This window comes from Pedobacter sp. PLR (assembly GCF_026239675.1).
GTDB lineage: Bacteria > Bacteroidota > Bacteroidia > Sphingobacteriales > Sphingobacteriaceae > Pedobacter.
In genome coordinates this window covers 494,091-514,375 of sequence record NZ_JAPIVQ010000001.1, presented here as the reverse complement: position 1 = coordinate 514,375, position 20,285 = coordinate 494,091, and the positions used below count along the sequence as shown (strand labels likewise).

Annotated in this window: 20 protein-coding genes; 14 read left to right on the top strand and 6 right to left on the bottom strand. The window is 38.1% G+C overall.

Annotation, left to right across the window (positions count from 1 at the left end):
- The first annotated feature begins 27 nt into the window (after positions 1 to 27).
- Positions 28 to 192, top strand: a complete 165-nt coding sequence (locus tag OQX61_RS02150; protein ID WP_265839997.1) for a hypothetical protein — start codon at positions 28 to 30, stop codon at positions 190 to 192.
- A 5-nt stretch (positions 193 to 197) separates the two neighbouring features.
- Here OQX61_RS02150 and OQX61_RS02145 read toward each other — a convergent pair whose 3' ends face one another.
- Together OQX61_RS02145 and OQX61_RS02140 are read right to left on the bottom strand one after the other, a co-directional pair.
- The gene (locus tag OQX61_RS02145; RefSeq protein WP_265839996.1) at positions 198 to 938 is read right to left on the bottom strand and encodes a LytTR family DNA-binding domain-containing protein; all 741 of its coding nucleotides are present in this window, start codon (positions 936 to 938) and stop codon (positions 198 to 200) included.
- Between the two features lie 55 nt (positions 939 to 993).
- On the bottom strand, positions 994 to 3,795 hold the full coding sequence (locus tag OQX61_RS02140) for a lantibiotic dehydratase (RefSeq protein WP_265839995.1): 2,802 nt from the start codon (positions 3,793 to 3,795) through the stop codon (positions 994 to 996).
- A 379-nt stretch (positions 3,796 to 4,174) separates the two neighbouring features.
- Between OQX61_RS02140 and OQX61_RS02135 the strand changes: the two genes are divergently transcribed.
- The 3 genes from OQX61_RS02135 (at position 4,175) to OQX61_RS02125 (ending at position 5,602) form a co-directional block, all read left to right on the top strand.
- Positions 4,175 to 4,756 carry a Crp/Fnr family transcriptional regulator gene (locus tag OQX61_RS02135; protein WP_265839994.1) on the top strand — a complete coding sequence of 194 codons (582 nt, stop codon included), beginning with the start codon at positions 4,175 to 4,177 and terminating at the stop codon, positions 4,754 to 4,756.
- 93 nt (positions 4,757 to 4,849) lie between these two features.
- Positions 4,850 to 5,311, top strand: coding sequence for a MauE/DoxX family redox-associated membrane protein (locus tag OQX61_RS02130; RefSeq protein ID WP_265839993.1), 462 nt, complete (start codon positions 4,850 to 4,852; stop codon positions 5,309 to 5,311).
- Positions 5,312 to 5,353: 42 nt separating this feature from the next.
- A complete protein-coding gene (locus OQX61_RS02125) occupies positions 5,354 to 5,602 on the top strand; it encodes a DUF6520 family protein (protein WP_157262275.1) in 249 nt (82 codons plus the stop codon).
- 36 nt (positions 5,603 to 5,638) lie between these two features.
- On the opposite strand, the gene OQX61_RS02120 is transcribed toward OQX61_RS02125, so the two are convergent.
- From OQX61_RS02120 to OQX61_RS02110, 3 genes are read right to left on the bottom strand one after another with little or no spacing between them, the layout of a single operon-like run.
- The gene (locus OQX61_RS02120; protein WP_265839992.1) at positions 5,639 to 7,000 is read right to left on the bottom strand and encodes a TlpA disulfide reductase family protein; all 1,362 of its coding nucleotides are present in this window, start codon (positions 6,998 to 7,000) and stop codon (positions 5,639 to 5,641) included.
- Positions 6,987 to 8,354 (bottom strand): RagB/SusD family nutrient uptake outer membrane protein, encoded by a 1,368-nt coding sequence (locus OQX61_RS02115; protein WP_265839991.1) that lies wholly within the window; start codon positions 8,352 to 8,354, stop codon positions 6,987 to 6,989. Before OQX61_RS02115 ends, OQX61_RS02120 begins: the two co-directional genes overlap by 14 nt.
- Positions 8,355 to 8,365: 11 nt before the next feature.
- Positions 8,366 to 11,317 carry a SusC/RagA family TonB-linked outer membrane protein gene (locus tag OQX61_RS02110; protein WP_265839990.1) on the bottom strand — a complete coding sequence of 984 codons (2,952 nt, stop codon included), beginning with the start codon at positions 11,315 to 11,317 and terminating at the stop codon, positions 8,366 to 8,368.
- A gap of 562 nt (positions 11,318 to 11,879) precedes the next feature.
- On the opposite strand from OQX61_RS02110, the gene OQX61_RS02105 reads away from it, so the two are divergent.
- Both OQX61_RS02105 and OQX61_RS02100 read left to right on the top strand, forming a co-directional pair.
- Positions 11,880 to 12,116, top strand: coding sequence for an XRE family transcriptional regulator (locus OQX61_RS02105; protein WP_187666716.1), 237 nt, complete (start codon positions 11,880 to 11,882; stop codon positions 12,114 to 12,116).
- A 1-nt stretch (position 12,117) separates the two neighbouring features.
- A complete protein-coding gene (locus OQX61_RS02100; RefSeq protein WP_265839989.1) occupies positions 12,118 to 12,615 on the top strand; it encodes a hypothetical protein in 498 nt (165 codons plus the stop codon).
- A 56-nt stretch (positions 12,616 to 12,671) separates the two neighbouring features.
- Here the strand turns inward: OQX61_RS02100 and OQX61_RS02095 are convergent, their stop codons facing one another.
- Positions 12,672 to 13,277, bottom strand: coding sequence for a Crp/Fnr family transcriptional regulator (locus tag OQX61_RS02095; RefSeq protein ID WP_265839987.1), 606 nt, complete (start codon positions 13,275 to 13,277; stop codon positions 12,672 to 12,674).
- 251 nt (positions 13,278 to 13,528) lie between these two features.
- Here OQX61_RS02095 and OQX61_RS02090 point away from each other — a divergent pair, with 251 nt between their 5' ends.
- The 8 genes from OQX61_RS02090 (at position 13,529) to OQX61_RS02055 (ending at position 20,274) form a co-directional block, all read left to right on the top strand.
- Positions 13,529 to 14,407: an RteC domain-containing protein gene (locus OQX61_RS02090; protein WP_265839986.1), complete on the top strand. Its 879-nt coding sequence runs from the start codon at positions 13,529 to 13,531 to the stop codon at positions 14,405 to 14,407.
- 119 nt (positions 14,408 to 14,526) lie between these two features.
- Positions 14,527 to 15,039, top strand: a complete 513-nt coding sequence (locus OQX61_RS02085; RefSeq protein ID WP_265839985.1) for a hypothetical protein — start codon at positions 14,527 to 14,529, stop codon at positions 15,037 to 15,039.
- Positions 15,040 to 15,079: 40 nt separating this feature from the next.
- Positions 15,080 to 15,424 carry a DUF4134 domain-containing protein gene (locus OQX61_RS02080; protein WP_082461470.1) on the top strand — a complete coding sequence of 115 codons (345 nt, stop codon included), beginning with the start codon at positions 15,080 to 15,082 and terminating at the stop codon, positions 15,422 to 15,424.
- Between the two features lies 1 nt (position 15,425).
- Positions 15,426 to 15,755, top strand: a complete 330-nt coding sequence (locus OQX61_RS24305) for a DUF4133 domain-containing protein (RefSeq protein ID WP_187666662.1) — start codon at positions 15,426 to 15,428, stop codon at positions 15,753 to 15,755.
- Positions 15,749 to 18,223, top strand: coding sequence for a TraG family conjugative transposon ATPase (locus OQX61_RS02070; RefSeq protein WP_265839984.1), 2,475 nt, complete (start codon positions 15,749 to 15,751; stop codon positions 18,221 to 18,223). Before OQX61_RS24305 ends, OQX61_RS02070 begins: the two co-directional genes overlap by 7 nt.
- Before the next feature lie 87 nt (positions 18,224 to 18,310).
- Positions 18,311 to 19,027 (top strand): conjugal transfer protein TraI, encoded by a 717-nt coding sequence (locus tag OQX61_RS02065; protein ID WP_265840315.1) that lies wholly within the window; start codon positions 18,311 to 18,313, stop codon positions 19,025 to 19,027.
- Positions 19,011 to 19,646: a hypothetical protein gene (locus tag OQX61_RS02060; protein WP_265839983.1), complete on the top strand. Its 636-nt coding sequence runs from the start codon at positions 19,011 to 19,013 to the stop codon at positions 19,644 to 19,646. The genes OQX61_RS02065 and OQX61_RS02060 overlap by 17 nt, the downstream gene beginning before the upstream one ends.
- Complete coding sequence (locus tag OQX61_RS02055; RefSeq protein WP_265839981.1) at positions 19,633 to 20,274, top strand: TerB family tellurite resistance protein; 642 nt, start codon at positions 19,633 to 19,635, stop codon at positions 20,272 to 20,274. Before OQX61_RS02060 ends, OQX61_RS02055 begins: the two co-directional genes overlap by 14 nt.
- Positions 20,275 to 20,285 lie beyond the last annotated feature (11 nt).

The following is a 20,285-nucleotide window of genomic DNA, read 5'->3' as shown; positions in this document are numbered from 1 at the left end:
GATTTTTAGAGTGGCTAATTTTCAGATATGAAGAAATTAAGCCAAATTAAATCGAAAAGAAAAACGGCATTTGTTTTTAGATCAGCCATCAAGGATGATATCTTGGTTATCGATCCAACAATTAGTAGTTTAACTATTGTATCTGGAGGATCAAGGATCTTTAAAAGCTCAGATGGTATGGCAAAGCCATAGCCGAATTAAATTCTTTTGGAGATCAGGGTTTTTTGATCAATGTAGCTCAGGAAATCACCTTTATATGGATTGGTCATTAGTGCCTGGTATTTACCTAATTCTATGGTGTTGCCCCGAATTTGACTGATGTAATCTGTATTAATGATATAGGATTTATGCACCCTGAAGAATCGGTCATCATCTTTTAAAACTTCTTCCATTTCCTTCATCGTCATATAGATGGTATACCGCTTGTCCTTTGTTTGAAGATCTACATAATTCATCGCAGCCTGGATATAGATAATCTCATTTTTATCTACTCTGGTTAGTTTACCTCTTTCTCCGGTTCTTAGGTAGTAGGATTCATTGTCGCTCATTTTTGATTCCCTGGGCTGGAAATCATCGGAAATGATTTCTCTGATGGCTTCTATGAATTTGGAAAGCTCAATAGGTTTAAGCAAGTAATGTTTGGCTCTAAGGTCAAAAGCTTTTATCGCATAGTCCGAAAAAGCTGTGGTGAAAATGATGTTTTTCACCTTTTTTCGGATATTTTCAGCTAAATCTATTCCGGATAATTTAGGCATATCAACATCTAAAAATAAAATGTCTATAGACTCCTGGTGTTGCAGTATAGTGGTGAGTGCCAAAATAGGATCGGTAAAAGTGGATTGAATTTCCAGCTCTGATATTTCCTGAATATGGTCTATTAAAATATCGATGGCAAATTGATCATCATCGATGATAACACATTTGATGGTAGATTTCATAAGCAAGTAATTTTCTGTAATTTAATAAAAAATATTTGCCGTATGATTCAATCACTTATTCAATAGTCGTTTTGGGTTGCTTTATATGATTTTTTTGAAGGTCTTTGGATAAATAATAATAAAAAATCATCTCTTTCATCCTTGGATTTGTTGAAAATAATCTATTCAATTGCATATGAATTAAATCGGTCAGTAGTTGAATTCGGTCGATTGGTCTGTAAAGCGTTAAAATTGAAATAAAAGAGCCTTTAAGGATGTTAAATTCATTCAGTTGTAAGCCTGTCAGTTTGGGCATATCGACAGAGGAGTAGGTTTTATGATTTTTATTTAAGGTTCCAAACTCTTTCCCGCTGAGCTGATGTTCGGCGGTAAGACTGTTTGAATTACCCAGTATGAGTGTTTTTAAGTCCTGTTCATTGATGAGATTTGATTCTTTGATGGTGTATATGAACGCTGAACAGAGTTTGTACTTCTCGAATGCAGTTAAATTCAGTTTTAAAATAGAAAGTGCAAATTGACTATCCTTAAAAAAGTGATGCTCTACGTTTCCAATGTGCTTTTCTCCATATCTGCTGGTTTCTTTTTTATACGTTCTTAAACGAATATCAGATACTGTTCCGGTCTTTAGGTCCTCTTTTAATGCAAGTGATAATGCAGAAATTAAGTTATAGGCGTGTTTTTTGTTTTTGAGGTGGAGTCTTAACCTGAGATGATGCCCATTTTCTGTATACCGTATGAAAAACCACTTCTTTATTTTTCTATAATGCTTTTTTAAAAAAGTTGGGATTAGGTACTGAAGTAGGATGTCACTCCGTTGCGGATGACAATATATTTCAAAATAAATCCATTTTCCTCCGGGAGAAATCAAAGCTGTTTTTTTTGAATGGAAATTGTAATGGGGTTTTAGATTTGGATAGAGTTCCTGGGGATGGGTGAGCGATAATTGAATTTGCCCCAGGAAATTTTTTTGTAGGCTATCCTGGAGGAAATTCTTTTTGGGTGCGAATGCTTCTTCGATATATAGGGTTTTGTGTTTCTTGAGCAATTGTTGAAAGATCCTAAGGTCAGTTTGTTGCTGAATATCAAAAACGAGCGTTTGGTCAGCCTGTGCGTATCTAAAATAACGAGGTATTGATCTTTCTTTGAAATGGAGTAGAAGAAGATCAATGTGGAGCATTGGATCTCCAATTTTGTCAAGTTCAATTTTCCATTTGGCGGGACTGAGTACAATGTTCCGGTATTGAACTCTAGGGTAACTGGAACAATCCGGAATGATTCCTTGCAGGTCCAAATTTAGATCTGATTGTACACCCTGATGTTGCAGGTCACATAACAGACGGAAAATAGGAAGGTCTGACCGGTTATAATTATAAGCACTGGATATTCTAGGGATTAATCTTCTGTTAAGGTTTTTGGAACGTAGAATAAGCTCATCTTGATGCACACACAAATAAAGATCGCTGAGTTCTAATGGGCATTGGGAAGTGTCATAATTTAGAATGCTAAGCTGGTGATGATAGATTCTTTTTCTGCGATTGATATTATCTATGTGTTTTTCAGCTGTATATGCCACATCAAAAAAAAGTACGTTGGGATTAGCTTGCTCTTCGATTTTGGCTATTGATTTACAAGTTTTTTTTATTTGTTTATCTAGGAGTGTAAAACGGCCTAGCAAGGCGTTAGCCGTACAGCCGCCTATGGATTCAATATGTAGTAAATCTTCAGATATGGTCATTATCGCACTGAGTGAATTGGGGACGGGAAGTAAATCTTTACTTTCTGGTAATTTGAACTGTTCAAGCTGAATGATAGTTGGCTTATTAGTATTGGAATTGGCATACTGCCATAAGGTTTTCTTTAGGAACACTTCTGAAGAGAAGTTTTTATCCTTAAATACCAATAGCAAGCTTGAGTCAGTTTCTTCAAGTGTCTGTTCTAAATTATGGTAGCCAATCCCGATTTCAGGATCTAATGCTTCCATAATTGGAATTTCTGCGTATTCAAATTTATGATAGAATTTATGAATGAAAGCGGCTAAAGCTGGGTTTTTGGGATTGTTGACCAAATGTCTTAGACAGTGTATTGCTTTCGGTAATTCTTTGAAAAGCTGAATGTCTGGCCCACCATGCCGTACCTTTCGCCCAGCTAGAACATATTTTTTTGTGCTTTTTTCTGGGTGACTTTGAATACGTTTGAAATAGTCCTGACCAACGATATTGGGATGATTGCTGGTGAAAAGTAAACCAAGAGAGATTAATTCCAGAAGGTTTTCTTTCAGGTGATTGGGTTTGTATCCCTGTGACTTGAGCTTGTGAATTAATGCAGGAAGTTTTATGGGCTGCTTGCATGCACGAAGTAAAGCCATTAAAGTAGAATTTCTTTTTACTTCTTTGAGACTATACATCCCATCGTTAAAGCAGAGGTATCGGATTTCGCTACCTATAGCATAAATACTGGAATTACTGACAAAAAGCAATTGATCCCACCCAGTGTCGTTTATTGGTATAGAAACTTGAACTGAATAAGCCCAGTCCGTAAACTCATGAAGTTTTTGCTGCGGCGCTAAAATAATGGGGCCATTTTGGTTTTGCTGGAAATTAAATGTTCCCACACCGGCAAAGCTCCCATATGGTGTTCCTCTGTATTTTGACCTATTGAAATACTTCCAAATGCTGCAATAAAGATTAAATGGAATTTGATCCAGGTCTATGGCTTGCAAATCTTTTATCTGCTGATAAAAGCTAGGTGAAGCATGTTGAATGGCCGTTTTTAATGGTGCCCAGTGATCCGCTAATTCAGCTTCCAAGGAGAATTTCGGTGTTCTAAAAAGACCTTGGTTATGAATGGTTAGCTTCATTTGCTGTTTTTGTTTAAGGGAAACTAGCAGTAGTTTTTACTGACCAAAAACTAATTACATGAAAAGGAGCAGGGCTTACATAAGATGCAACTGGACTTATAGTAGGAGAAAGATGGAACGCTGTTGCTTGCACTGATGTAAGTCAAAACCGCTTACATCACGGTCTTTATTTACCTGGTGTAATAAAGAAGGTATTGTCTGGCACGTGGGATATATTGGACATGAGAAATTATTGATTTATTAACCGATCATTTCAATCCGCGTTCTTTATTCCAATTCTGGATCGATACAAAAAAGGAAGTGATTGAGCTTCCTTTTTTAGTTTTGCTAGAAGAGAGGGCCTGGGATTAAATGGTCCATCAATGGAAAGGAGATTGCTATGATTTCTAATTCAGTTTTTACGTTATTGTTGGAGCGCTTAGCCTCTTTTTATCCATTAAGTGCAGGACTTGTAAATGCATTAAGGCCATTTTTGAAAGAACATGATGGCCTTAAAGGGGAAATCTTATTACAGAAGGGTAAAAAAGGAGATCAAGTTTGGTTTATTTGTGAGGGGCATGCACGCGAAATTGGGGTTGATCTGGAAAATGGTAACGAAATGACCAGTTGGTTCTGGTTTAAAGAAGATTTTATTTTCGCGTATCCAGGTTTCTTTAGTCAACAGCCCGCTGAATCAGCGGTGGAACTTATAGAAGAGTGTCGGCTAATTGAAATGGATTATGAGGATTTTATCTTACTCCGTGATACCTTTCCAGAGGTATGGCCATTGGTGGAGTCCATTAGGCACTATTATGATCATTTGCGCTTAACACATTTGAAGGATTTGCAATCGCTTTCAGCTAAGGTAAAATACCTGAAGTTTTATGATGAACATAAATCACTGTTTAATATTGCTCGACATAAAGACATTGCAAATTTTCTAGGAATTAAGGATGATGGCTTTAATAGATATAATTCATAATTAGAGGAAATTCATTAGGTCGGTGATCTGCCAACAATTGTGGGGCTTTATGATTGGTGTGGTGCTGAAATTAGATGAAGTAAATCATCTGCTATGAAATCAAAAACATTCACCGAAATCTGTGCTGCATTATTAATACTGTTATTTGCCTATACAGCAGTTAGCAAGCTTTTAGAGTATGATAAATTTATATTCCAAATGAAGCTGTCTCCTTTAAGTCTGATGGGGATTCTTGCACCTTTTTTAGCCTGGATTGTCCCATTGTTGGAGATCATTCTAGTTGGATTCTTACTTTTTCCTAAAGTAAGAAAAGCAGGATTTATAGGATCAATTATTTTACTTACGGTATTTGAAGTATACATTTTAGGCATGCTCGTTTCGGGCCTTCATTTACCATGTACCTGCGGTGGAATTGTCAGCATGTTGAGTTGGAAAGGTCATTTGTTTTTCAATGCGTTTTTTATTGCAGTAGCCTATTTGGGACTAAGATTAGCACGCAAAAAGAAAATGGAACAACCATCAAAAATCGAATATTCAGCGCGTCCGGAAGCGTGAGTAGATCATAAAAGTCAATTATTTATTAAATGTTAAACGTTTATGAAAAGTTTAAAGTCAACTTTCCTTGCACTGGCAATAGTTGCTGGTGTTGGAGGAGCCTTCGCTACAAAAGCGGCAAACACTTCAAGCACTCTAGATCCAATGTACAGTTGGACAGGAAGTAATTCGTTTACCGGGACCATCCCGCAGGCTCAACTTCATTATGGCTGTTCAGGCAGTAAGGCTGTTTGTGCTACAGGAACGAATGTGGACGATCCACTGGATGTTCAAACTATCAGATTTAATTAACGAAAGGCCCCGGTTTACCAATTCCGGGGCTTTCTTTTATAGGTCTATGATCTGTATGATGGGATATTTTGCATTTTTAAGCTTAAACTTTAGTCCGAGTTGTTTACTTAAACAACTTTCAATATGTTGCTGTTGGGGATAAAGAGAGGGATCATCTCCAAGATCAACTTCTGCAGTAATTGAATAATTTATTTTGGTTTTGTTAAGGTATGGCTCTTTCCTTGGAGTTCTAAATGTTGCGCTAACGATCCAGTTCAGGAGATAGTCTAAAGGTACATTTGAAATGAGAAGTTTGTTGTCTATTATACCCATCCGATAGGGAGAATCTTTATCTGCTTTTTTGATTTTGTTGGATTTAACGTCATATGTGACTACCCAACAATTACGCTTTTTCAACACTTTCCTTGTATGAATACCAAGGTTTAGTTCCAGGTCACTGATTACGTGTTTACTGAAAATTGAATCGGTCAATCGGTTTGCAGTTCTAAGCTCATAAGTATATTGATTGTTCTTTTGCCAACTAGCTAAAGATTCCCCCTTGTAAGTCTGAATATTCTTTTTTTCTCCGGGCCAAAAGTACTTAGAAGAATCATTGGTTATTATTTCCATTAGATAGTCATTTGATATTAGGCCTGGCATTTGGTAGGCATTATAAATCATGTCTTTAATGAGTGAGTTGAATTCGAAATAGCGTTTCATATTTGGCCTTCCAAGTTTTCCAGGGCTAATTACCGTTCCACTCATTTCAACACCTTCTAATTTTTTCACAAAGATAGATCTGAATCCAAGTAAGGAGTCTGGAACTTGTAATGGTTTCAACTGATCAAAAGGAATTTCCTTTTTGAAGTCCATTACTTTTATCTTATCATTCAAAAAATAAATTAGGTTAGCCTCTGTGATACTTTCACCACCTGTTATAGCCTTAACAACGCCCTGTCTATTGATCCATACATTATGAGGTAAGGCCTGGTGGAAGAATAGCTGTGAAAATAGCTTATCATCAGTTACGATTTTTAGAGAAGAACGTGCGATATTCTTATGGTTATCTAAAAATTTTTGTACTGTTGTTTTGTCTTCATAGCTGATGGACAGGATACTAAGGCTATCCTTGTGTTTATTGGCCTGTGTGGCCAAAAATTCTAATTCCTTCACGCAGGGTTTACACCATGTTGCCCAAAAATTTATAATGAGGCCTCCCTTTTTAATTAGCATTGATGTTGTTAAGGGGCTCTGTTCTGGTTGAATCAGGAATTGTATGGGTATATCTGGAAGGGTATCATTCAATTGGACTTCGGGATGAGATTGTGCTCTTATAGAAAAAGATAAGCTACAAATTGCAGCCAGTAAAAAGATCTTTTCCAGGATCATGGTCCTTGATATAAATTTAATAGCCATCATTTTGTATGAGATTAGCATTGTAAGTGATTTCTTTAATTGGAATAGGCAATAGAGCAGCGGAGATTATCCATGTCGGTTTTAGGGATGTCATTATATGCTGTAAATTTCCGGTGCGTTTTAGGTCTAAAAATCGATCTCCGTTTTCAAAGAACATTTCATGTCTGCGTTCCGTATAGATCGCCTTTAGGGTCTCATCTAACCCGATTGGGTTGATTTCTGAAAGTCCTGCTCGTTTCCTTAGGATGTTAATATCATCTGTAGCACTATTTTGACCACTGATTTTATTTTGCCGGGCTCTTGCTTCTGCACGTATGAGATATTGTTCAGCAATACGGAGAACGATTAGATTTTCTGGATTGCTGATATTTACGGTGCTATTTTGATATTTATAGGGATAGCCGTATACGATGGTCGAGTTGTTATTAATGACTGTATTTGCCTTTGTCCAGTTGATTTTTCTTAAATCTCCAGTTTCAAAAGAATTATAAAAATTATCAGTAAAAAATAGGCCGGGTATTTCGGTTGAAGTAGATGGGATTATCCCCTTAATAGCTGTGATATAGCCCTTTTGGGTAGATAGTTGCAATATACTTTCTTTACTGTTTGCCTTGAACACATTTACAGGACTTTCAAGCGGGGTGTAAATGTTACTATTAATTAACTCGTTCGCAAGGCTTTCAGCCATCGTCCAATTGCTCTGATATAGATATATCCTGGCAAGAAGTGCTGTGGCACAAGCCTTGTTTGCTCTGAATTTTCCTGTGCTCTGATAGCTCGAAGGAAGTTGTTCTCTGGCTCCAACTAAGTCATTTATAATTTGGGTATAAATGACATCAGAGTCTTGTTGAGGTGCTTTTCCGTTTTCATCTAAAGACGTTGTTAATAGCAATGGGACTTTCCCGTACAAATTAACCAGAAAAAAGTAAGCATAAGCTCTTAAAAACCGGGCTTCACCTTGTATTTTAGTTTTGAATTCCCCAGTAAGTTGGGAGCTGATTGTGGTTTGTTCCAGAATCATATTACATTGATAAATGATAGAGTATAAGTATGTCCAGTTGTTCTGATTAAATCCATCGTCTGCCGAAATCCTGCTTTGGTTCCAATTCTGGTTGTTTAGACTTACAGATTCATCAGCATAAATAGACAGGAACTGGTTGCAGACTGGATCTTGAAGATTTTCAAGTTTTACATAAATGTTAAATAAGGCTGCCTTTACACCATTTGTGTCTGCAAAGACTTTATCTGTGGTCAGCTGGTTTTTAGGGGATTCCACATCGGTTAGCTTTGAACAGGAAAAAAAAATCAATATGGTGATGCCGATTAGGGTTTGATGGATGACAAGTTTAAGGTTCATGATTTTGTAATTTAAAATGTAAGGTTAAAACCGATGACAAGGGATTTTATAGGAGGGATGTTCCTTTGGGTTGCTGATAGTGCTCCGGATTCTGGATCCATCAGGGGATTATTATTGTTCCAGAACGTAATTAGGTTTTGCCCCCTTAAAAATAGGTTGAGCGTTTGTAACTTCATTTTTGATGTCAGCTCGGTCGGAAACCTGTAATTAATGGCTGCATTTTTTAATCTTAGGTATGAAGAATCAAAATAATTTGCAGACGAGTTGGCGTAATATGAATCAAAAATGGTACTAGCCTTAGGTACATTGGTGATGTCACCAGGCTGTTGCCACCTTTCCTTTATAAAAGCATAATTATTGATTAAAAGACCAGGTGAGGACCGGAGTCCACCGGATAACATTTGCTTTGCAAACTGGAAAAATAAGTCTATTGAAAAATTGTGGTAAGTTATGGAATTGCCTAAACCACCGTAGAAATCTGGAGTGCGTTTACCTATGGTATTAAAATAATAAGGTGATTGACTAGAGAGGCCAGTCTGATCGCCATAACTGGCGTTGCCTGTTTGAGGATTTATACCTAAGAATTGATATCCATAAATTCTGGTAATGTCATAGCCAACAACCAACGTTTGTGCATAGCCGGAGTCCTCAATGTTTTGGAAACTAACTAATTTGTTTTTGGGAATAGTGAGATTAAAGGTGCTACTCCATTTGATGTTGTGGTTTTGGAGATTAACTGTTGTAAGTTCTAGTTCCCATCCTGTATTTTGAACGATTGCTGGAAGATTCGCCTGGTAGGATGCAAAACCAGTGATTACTGGTAGGTTATATTGTACCAATTGGTCTACACTGCGGTTTCTGTAGTAGTTGAGGTTGAATAAGATTCTATTTTTCAAAAAACCTGTTTCTAGAGCAAATTCTAACTTTCTCGTGGTTTCCCAATGAAAATTTGCATTATGGATACGAGATGGATTCAAAGTAGAGATACCTTCATAGGTATAACCTTGGCTGGAATAGGTTGATAAGTATTGGTAGTCTGTAATTTGGTCGTTTCCTGTAGTTCCATAACTTGACCTCAGTTTTCCGAAACTTAAGAAGCCAAGACGGTCTTTTAGGAATTGTTCTTCTCCAAACAGCCATGCTGCGCCGATAGCACCAAAGTTTCCAAAGCGGTTTCCGTCGCCAAATTTAGATGAGCCATCACGTCTAAAAGTGAGGTTTAAAATATATTTACTGTTGAGGTTGTAGGTCGCCCGTCCAAATATAGAGAGGTATTTATAATTGGTATTATTGTTGGATCTGATGTCAACTGTTGCAGCAGATGCAATGTCTTCCATCAACTCTTCATTACTATAATCACTGCTTCTTAAAAACAAATCCCTACCTGATTTTTCCTGATATGTTCCTCCCAAAAGCACACTTAGCTGGCTATTGTTAATTTTCTTTTGATAGTTAACCTGTGGTTCTACAAGGTATGCTTGGTTTGAATTTTGTCCATACTGGGTATAGTTTGTCGATCCGGGAGAAAGAGATCGCATCGGAAAAAGCTGTACCTGATTGGTGTTGATTTTACTATATCCGGTACTCAGTTTAAAGTTCAGATTATTAAACAATTCATAACTAAGGTTAATATTGGTGATGATGTTGTCCGTTTTAGCTGTAGTAGTAGCATTCATTTCTGCTAAGGGATTAGTGCCGCGCCATTGATAATTTCCTGATGTATTTATTAATGGGAAATTGGGAGGTAATAGTAAACCAGAACTAGCCCCCTGAAGATTTGGACTTCTATTATTGTCAAGAATAATTGAGTTGGTGAGTTGCAGCTGGAATTTTTGATCAGCCGAACGATGGTTAAGGTTAAAATGCAATCCACCTCGAGTGTATCTTGCTAAATCAGAAATTACATTACTTTCTTGATGATAATTTACTGAGGTATTAAAAGTCGTACGCTCAGAGCCGCCTGTTAAACTTGCCTGTAAATCTGTATTTTCCGCGTTGTTTCCGAATAAATAATCCGGCCAGTTGATGTCTTGGTTTTGATCCCATAGCAAAAGGTCAGGTGCATTGGTTATCGTAGGAGTTTGATTGGTATTGGTAAAGGCTTCTCTTCTGATTTGAAGATAGTCTTGAAGGTTTAATAGTTTAGTAAGGTTCGTAGACTGGTTTATGCCTCTACTTAGGCTGATATTGGTTTTCGTTATTTCTCCACTACCTTTTTTTGTGGTAATTAAAACTACTCCATTAGCGCCCCTGCTTCCATAAATTGCCGTTGCATCAGCATCTTTAAGTACACTAATACTTTCAATATCTGCAGGATTGATACTGTTTAACGGGTTAATTGCTCCTGACATATTTCCGGTTCCAATTAATGAGTTAGGATCAATTATTGAAGATTCAAAAGGAACACCATCTACTATATATAAAGGGTTTGTGCCGGCGGCAATGGAACCAGTTCCTCTAATTTGTATATTGATGTTTCCACCAGGGAGCCCATTGGTGGTTTGGACAAATACGCCAGGCATTCGTCCAGATAATGCGGAAAGAACATTGGTAACAGGCTGTTCCTCTATTTGTTTAGCAGTAATGGTAGAAACACTGCCTGTATTCAATCGTTTGGTGGTTGTACCATAACCAATGACCTGAATTTCATTTAGTGAATTTTGATCTGGTTTTAATTGTATTTCAAGGGAAATAGAGGCCTTTGTAAGTGTTATGTCTTTAGGCTGATAACCGAGAAAACTTATTTGTAAGGTTACTTTTGTTGAAGGTGCAGAAATTGTAAATTTTCCATTTTTGTCCGATGATACCTTTATACTAGTTTCCTTTATTTTGATAGTAGCACCAGGAAGGGGTAGGCCATTTTCATCCTTAATTATTCCCGATAGGTGATAGATGGTTTGCACTTTTGCACAAAAAAAGGTGCAAAGCGTGGCCATTACGATTAATAGTATCGTTTTTTTCATGTTAAATGATTTAAATGGTTATTTAGATTTTAAAAGAATACCAGGGCGGGCAATTTGAGAAATTACTGATATCGTTTAACCGACAGAAGTATTGCCCGCCTGGAATAAGGTAGGTTTATACCGGTGCTTTTATGATCAACATCTGAATGTTGCGATAGGGGAATGGGTTAGTTTTCATATCTCATTTAAATTAGATTTTTTTAAATGAGTCTTAAAAAAGCAATACAACTGCCTTATTAAAAAAATAAGGTTAGACTTCACTGCTTTTGCACAAGGTACCGCCAGGAACCCCTTTAACCCTGCACGAGGGTCAAAGTTGACCACAAAAGACTTAAGTGAAGCCCAACCTTAAATATATAAGATACCTCAAAGATAAAAAATATACCTTCAGGTTTGGGCAAATTCACTTGTCCTCTCGCGGTCTAACTGGCGGTTTTTGTGCGAGACTCCTAAATATTTATACAGAAAAACGTATAAACATCTGATAACAAATATAATAAAAAAAACTAAATGATGTATGTTCATACGTCATTTAGTTTTTCTATTAGTCGGAAATTCCGCAATGGAATGGAAAGAAGAGGTGAAAATTAAATTTGGAGAACACCTATTGAGTTTATTAGAAGAGCACGGTCTTAAGAATGATTGTAAACCATCTTTAAGACAATTGGCTATAAGATCTGATCTTGAGTATAGTAATGTCCAAAGAATATCAAAGGGGCAGGTGGATTTGGCACTTACAACTATTTTTTCATTGGCGAAAGGATTAGATATTAAACCAATGATACTTTTAGATTTTTAGTATGGATTTTATTACCGAAGTTATAGGTGGAATAAAGAACTTTCCTGAAAATGATGATAAGAAAAAAGCATTGGCGATTGAAATTCTTCTGTTTTTTATTAGGTCAGATTTAAAAATTTTCAAATTTACTATTAAAGAGCTGGCAGATTTTGCTTCAGTTAATCATAATGTTTTAAATCAACCTTATGATACTTTTAATAATTCTCCTGGATATAATGAAGCCCTGGTAGTACTAACTAGCTTAAATGCAGATAACATTATTGATGAGAGTAAGATCTTGTCCTTGTTAGAATCTACATTGATCATGATGATGAAGTATAATTTAATCTTTTCACGGTCATCTATTCAAAATACAGGTGGTTCAAGCATTGGTATCAAAGCTTATCCTATTGTATCAAGTATAACTCCTTTTATCAAACCAGATGATTTTTTTGCAAGCACTTTTGAGGTAACTTTATCAGATGGGTTTTGGTTAGATTTTAAATCTAAGTCACTTTGATCAATTTTTAAGCATTTTCTGAGTTTTAGTAGTAATCTAAATACTGGTTTGATATTTTAAAAGGAGTTTTTTTGATTTATATCACACCTTAACTTTTTTCCTTTTAGTCTGCAAAGTGTTTCTCTGCTGATGCCAAGGTACGAGGCAATATTGGTCTGAGTGGTTTTTTGTTCTATTCCAGGATAGTGTTCTAACAGAAGTTTGTACCGTTCTGTGGGATTAGAGTCCCTATGTAAAATAAATCTTTCTTCGCTTTGTATTTGGTAACGTTCACTCATGACTCTTCCAATGTGATTGCCCTCCCGGGTATCTGCATAAATCGCTTGAATCTGTAACCAGCTGATAGATTGCAAGATGCAATCTTCCAATATTTCTATGTTTTCGTAAGCGGGTTTCTGGGTATAGAAACTATGTACTGAAATCATGAAATCACCCTCATTAAAAAACCATGTAGTGCATTCTTTCCCTTGTTTGTCAAGAAAATAGCACCTGGCGAAACCCTCTTTTATAAAATAAATGCGCCTGCAGGTTTCTCCTTGGCGAAGTAAAATGGTTCTTTTTCTTATGGTCTCTTGTTGAATTTGTGCGGTAAAACGTTCTTGCAATTGCTGAGATAATGGGGTAATAAACCCCAAAGTAGTTAGCATGAAATCAATATCCATAGGAGTTACTTTCTGTAGGATCGAGATCAAACAAGCTAAACTTTAAACCAAAATATAGACTGGCGATACAACTTATATAACAGATAAATAATCAATATGTTGTGCCCGTATTCATTTTGTTTTTCTATAGCTGACATTTTGTGTCGGGCACTTTTTTGCGACGGATCTTTTTGTGTTGTTTTTGTGATTTGGATCAACGTCTTGGCTTAGCGAAGCTTCTAATATTGATTTAGAAACTTAAATAATATGCTATGGAAAAATTGATCGAAAAAATGTATCAGCAAATGATGGATGATTTGAAGTCCAATGAGCAATCGCAAAGTCCTGGAAGGGAATTGTTTATTTCTAATCTTGATGTGGTGGTAAGACACCTTTCCTCTTTAAAACATTGGAATCTTTCACAAGAGTTTAGCCCTGCACAGGAGATTTGGTTTTTTAAAACTCAAAAGCCAAGGTTCTACCGCTGGAAAATATTTTATGTGGAGTTGATTGCCATTGATAGTACAAGCCCTGTTGCAGCCAATGAGGAGCTGAAGGAATATTATATGAGCCAACTTCGCTTTATTGAGCGCTTCTTTCGTTTGCATGAATTTCATTACCAGTATTATAAGTTTAAGGCCAAGGAACTGGATCAGTTTTATTTCATTCGTGGGGCAAAGTTGGAGGGCTTGCTTAGTGCTGAACTTCCTGAGGTAGATGCCAGTTTTGGGACCAGTCAGGATTATTTGGTGTCTAAGTTTATGGCCTATGAGCTGCTTCAGCAGCATTTGGTGGAACTGGTACAATCACCTGAGAGCGTCGTTTCTGGGACTGGACTCAAGAGTCGTAAAGGAATCATTACCCGTTGGACCGGGGATAGCTGTAATTTGATTGAGCTGATTTATGGGATTCATGATACCGCCCAGGTGAATAATGGAGAGGTAGATCTCTCAGATTTAATGGATGTGTTTGAGCAATGTTTCCAGGTTAACCTCAGTCGATATTTCAGGCGTTTTACTGAGATTAAACGACGTAAAAGCATGAGTAAAACCCGTTTTTTAGATCAAATGCGTGAGGCAATTCATAAACGAATTGATGATGGGGATGCTTATCATCCTCCGCTAAAAAAACAAGATTCTCAGCAGGATTAAGCCAAGGGGATTAACAATCGTTAGTGCTTGCTTTGAGGATTGTCAATGAAAAATTTGACGCATTTGAACCTTTGTATCAGTTCCCGGTGCAATGCAGCACCGGGATAAATTAAACTGATATGTTAGAACAATTTTCTTGGCGGGATTTTATTCTTGTGATGGGAGTACTGACCGCGATCTGGTACTTAGGGATAATTCTGATTTTTTACCGTGAGCAGTTCTGTGCTTTTTTAGTAGGTAAGCGATTTCCAACTGGTGTTGCTCTGGAGTCTGTTCTTCAGCAGAAACATAAGGGCTCAGCTGATCATGCAGATGATTTGATGGGAAAATCAAAGCTTCCAGAAGGAGTTCATGAAATGGGGATCGCTGAGCTCAGTTTTGCCGGAGCTGAAAGTGATTTGCTGGATCAGGTTGGTTTGGTTCCCGATCTATTGGAAGAACTGAAGCAGATTTTTAAGTGGATAGAGACCTCAGATGGAAACAAGCAAGATTTCTTTAAGCGGATCTCTGAGCTAAGGATCAGCTTTCCAAGGATCTCCTCAAATCCGAATCTCGATACCATCAATACCTGGATTACCCAGCATGCGCCTTTTCATCTCTCAAATGATGAATTGGAATCTCTTTGGGATTAAATGTCTTTGCGCTAAAATTTTTCACCTCAATTTATTTCTCATGAATTCATCTAAACTTACTTGCCACAAAAAGGCTTTTGGCAAAGCTTTACTTTTCGCTTTAGTAATTTGCTGTTGCCATCTTTTGTTTTCCTTAAATCTATTCGCTCAGGATGGAGAGGCTGGGATACGGGAAGCGACCAATAAAGTTAAAGGATACTTTGATACAGGGTGTGACTTGATGTATGCCATTGGTGCAGTCATCGGTATCATCGGGGCGGTGAAAGTATTCAATAAGTGGAATGCTGGAGAGCCGGATACCAATAAGGTGGCTGCGGCCTGGTTTGGCAGTTGTATATTTTTGGTAGTGGTAGCTACTGTGTTGAAATCCTTTTTTGGAATTTAGTATGGGCAGCGTATATACAATTAACAGAGGGGTTTCCAAGCCTATTGTCTTTAAAGGGCTAAAGGCGCAGTACATCGCTTATTTAGCGATTGGGCTGGTGCTACTGCTCATTTTATTTGCCATACTGTATATCTGCGGGGTTGGTTTGATGTTGGTTTTGCCCTTAATTCTGGGCCTTGGAGCTGGTTTGTTTTTTATGGTGTTCCGCTTGAGTCATCGGTTTGGGGAACATGGGCTTAAAAAATATTGGGCAAGGCGGAGTGTACCTCGCACTTTGAAGTTTAGAAATAGGGGGATATTTATTCGGTTGAAAGGAGGGGGAAGATGGTAGAGGCTTCTGCTATATTGCCCCTTTCTAAAGTAGAAAAGGGTTGCATCGTTTCTATGCAAGGAGATATCACCATTGGTTATCGGCTAGGACTTCCAGAGATTTTTACACTTTCAGATCAGGAGTATGAGGCTTATCACCAAAGCTGGGTAAAGGCCATTAAACTACTACCGAAGTATAGTATTTTTCACAAGCAGGATTGGTTTACCAAGGGAAGTTTTAAAGCGGATTTTAACAATTCTGGGACTGGTTTTCTCTCGCGGTCCAGTGAACGGTTTTTTAATGAAAGGGAATGTCTTGACCATAGCTGTTACCTCTTCTTAACTAAGAAACCTCAAGGGCGTAAGCTTTCTTCTTCGGTGTATAGCAATGTGCTGCGTAAATCTATTGTCCCTGCTCAGACCATTAATCCGGTATTGTTAAAAGATTTTTTGGACAGTGCCGGCCAGCTGGAACGTATTCTTATTGACAGTGGTTTTGTGTCCTTGATTCGTTTGACTGATGATGAGTTAGCTGGTACTTCAAACAAGGCGGGAGTCATCGAAAAGTATTGCTTTTTACTCGGAGATGATCAGCGGAGTATGCTTGCCGATATTCAGTTGAAACAAGGGATTAAGGTCGGTGAAAAAAGCTGCGAGCTGTACACTCTGGCTGAGGCAGCAGCATTGCCACCACTTTGTGGAAGCCGGATGAATTATGAGCAGTATAGTACTGATAGAACCAAATTCAGTATTGGCTTTGCGAGTCCTTTAGGAAGTCTTTTGAACTGTAACCATATCCTGAATCAATATGTATTTATTGAGAATAGTGAGAAGACCATCACTCGTTTGGAAGCAAAAAAACTGCGTTTGCAGTCTTTGTCAGGCTATTCCAGAGAAAATGCGGTGAGTAGGGATGCGGTTAATGACTTTTTAAATGAAGCAGTGATTCATAGCAGATTACCGGTAAAAGCTCATTTCAATGTGTTCGCCTGGTCTGATCGTGAGGCTGAGGTGGCAAATTTGAAAAACAAAGTAGGTTCGGCAATGGCTCAGATGAGCGCGGTTTGTAAGCAGGAGACCGATGGGGCAGCACAAATTTGGTTTGCTGGGCTTCCTGGGAATCAGGCTGACTTTCCGATGAACGACACCTTCGATACGTTTTTGGAACAAGCGACCTGCTTTTTTAATCTGGAAAGCAATTATGGCAGTAGCATCAGTCCTTTTGGGATCCGCCTGGGGGACCGTTTAACGGGGAGGCCGGTACATGTAGACATTTCAGATGAGCCCTGGGAAAAAGGCTGGATTACCAATCGGTCTAAGTTTATCTGTGGGCCCAGTGGGTCAGGAAAATCTTTTTTAACCAATCACCTGATTAGGTCATATTACGAGCAGGGAACTGACGTAGTGATCGTGGATATTGGCCATAGCTATAAAGGCCTTTGTGATTTGGTTGGGGGATATTATTTCACCTATACCGAAAGTGACCCCATTAAATTCAATCCTTTTTATTTGCCTGATGGGGATGCATTGGATACCGAAAAAAAGGAGAGCATCAAAACCTTGTTGCTGGCACTTTGGAAAAAGGATGATGAGCCCTATCGCAGGTCTGAATATGTGGCGATTTCTATGGCTTTGACGCTGTATTTTGAGCATTTGGATCAGCACCCGGATATCTTTCCATGTTTCAATAGCTTCTATGATTTTTTGAAGTCGGAATACCTTGTAGTGCTGGAAAATGGCCGGGTGAAGGAACAAGATTTTGATATCGGGAATTTTCTGTATGTGTTAAATCCTTATTATCGAGGTGGTGAATTTGATTACCTACTGAATGCGAGGGAGAATTTGGATTTGCTGCACAGGCGGTTCATTGTCTTTGAAATTGACGTACTAAAGGATCACCCGATTTTATTTCCGGTAGTCACTTTGATTATCATGGAATTAGTCATCAGTAAGATGCGCAAGCTAAAGGGGATTCGGAAGATTTTGCTATTAGAGGAAGTCTGGAAGTCCATTGCCAAGCCAGGGATGGCAGAGCATATTAAGTACCTGTTTAAAACAATGCGCAAATTTTTTGGGGAACCCATTGTAGTGACCCAGGAGATTGATGACATTATCAGCTCCCCGATTGTCAAAAATGCGATCATTAATAACAGCGATTGTAAGATTCTGTTGGACCAAAGTAAGTATCAAAACAAGTTTGATCAGCTCCAGGAGCTTTTAGGGCTCACTGAGAAAGATAAGTCATTGATTCTTTCGATGAACAAAGTCAATGAACCCAATCGCAAGTATAAGGAAGTCTTTATTTCTCTTGGCGGTCACAGTAAGGTATACCGTACCGAAGTTTCCCTGGAGGAATACTTAGCCTATACCACTGAGGAAAGGGAGAAGGTTCGGATTCAGGCTTATGCCAATAAATATGGAAGCATACAAAAGGGGATTTCTGTCTTAGCGGAAGAAATCAGAAGTAAGGAACGAAAAACGAGTAGCTAATCATAAATCAGGCTACAGCTAATTTATTTCAAACAAATTTCTAATCAGATGAAATTCTGGAATCTATTTAAAAGTCCATTGGGGCTGATGAAAAGTGTTAAAAATCTAATGCATAAGATGATGAAAAAATACATGGTGGTTTTGCCGATCAGTACCATGATGTTATTTGTCGCTTTGCCTACGGGGGCAAGCGCACAGGTAGCAGTTTTGGAAGTGATCAAGGCGGGGGTAAAAAAGGTTATTAAAGCGGTAGACTTAAAGATCCAACGCTTACAGAATGAAACGATTTGGTTGCAAAATGCCCAAAAGGTATTGGAGAACCAGTTGTCTAAGCTAAAGTTGGGAGAGATTGCAGACTGGACCGCACGACAAAAGGATTTGTACAGCAATTATTATCAGGAATTATGGGAGATCAAATCTGCTATCACTTATTATAAACGGATTAAAGAACTAACGACAAAGCAAATGGCCATTGTGGACGAGTACAAATGGGCTTGGAAGCTGTTCCAGCAGGATCAGCATTTTCCCCCTGAAGAGTTGAGTTATATGGAAAAGGTATATGCAGGGATTTTGGATGAGAGCATTAAAAATTTAGATCAGCTCCTTTTGGTGGTGAATTCTTTTAAGATCCAAATGAGTGACGCGGCAAGACTCGAGATCATTAATACTGCTGCGGATCAAATGGACATTAATTTTTCGGACCTGAAAAAATTCAATACCGGGAATATCCAGATGAGTTTGAGCAGGGCTAAATCCCTGGACGAGGTCGCCAATTTAAAAGAGGTTTATGGTGTTGCGCAATAAAGGATACTGGATGCTGGTAGTACTGATGTTCTCTTTTTCGGCGAAGGGGCAAACCTTTGCGGAGTTTTTTAAACAGAAAAAAACGCAAAAGCTTTATCTGCTTCAACAGATCACTGCTTTACAGGTATACGCGGGCTATGCTAAAAAGGGTTATGAAATTGTGGGATCTGGACTTGGAGTAGTACAAAACTTTACAGGTGGCGAATTCAGGTTACATACAGCTCTTATTTCTTCATTAAAGCAGGTAAGCCCCTCAGTTAGGGCTCATGTTAAGATAGAGGAGTTGACGGCTTTGCTACGTTCCATGGATCAGGCTTTTGATGGGATTCCTATGGGTGATTTGTCAGCAGGGAACAGGGTGTATGTCCTTGAGGTAAAGGCTCAGGTAATGGACCAGTGCCGATCGGATTTGGACGAACTAATAACGATTATGACTTCTGGAAAGTTGGAAATGAGTGATGATGAGCGGATTTTTAGAGTCCAGAGGATTCGTCAATCTTTGGGAGAGAAATATGCTTTTGTCCTGGATTTCAGTAAACAGGTCTGGTTGGTGATCCAGGGAAATAAGGAAGAACAAGAATCTATTCACCATTTAAGAAAGAGCTATGAACTCAATTAAAATCTTAATTTTTGGTACTACTTTTCAAATACTGTTTTTATTTTCCGGTTTAGTAAAAGCACAGTCTACGGAAGTGCAACAATTGCTGCTGAATGTAGAAAAACTAAGTCAGCTTAAGAATATCCTCACAGATATGAAAAAAGGTTTTTCAGTCATATCGGGTGGTTACGATGCCATTAAAAATATTTCGAAGGGTAATTTCTCTTTGCATGAAGTCTTTATGGATGGTTTGCTGCTGGTCAGCCCTGAGGTTAAAAAGTATAGACGTGTTGCAGATATCATTACCTATCAAAAGAAAATGGTAACGGAGTACAAGTTGGCTTATGACCGATTTCGATCGGCCGGGAATTTTAACCTTTCTGAACTGGATTATTTGGCTAAAGTATACCAACAGCTCTTTGACCATAATTTAAATAACCTGGACGCACTGGTCATGGTGACGACTTCTTCGACATTAAGAATGAGTGATGAGCAGCGGTTGCAAGCTATTGATCGGATCTTTGCGGATACAGAAGACAAACTGATGTTCTTGCGGTCTTTCAATGCACAAGCCAATCTACTCAGCGCTTACCGTGACAAGGAAAAACAGCAGATCCGCGATTCCAGAAGCTTTTACAACATTAATTAATCCTTTAAAAT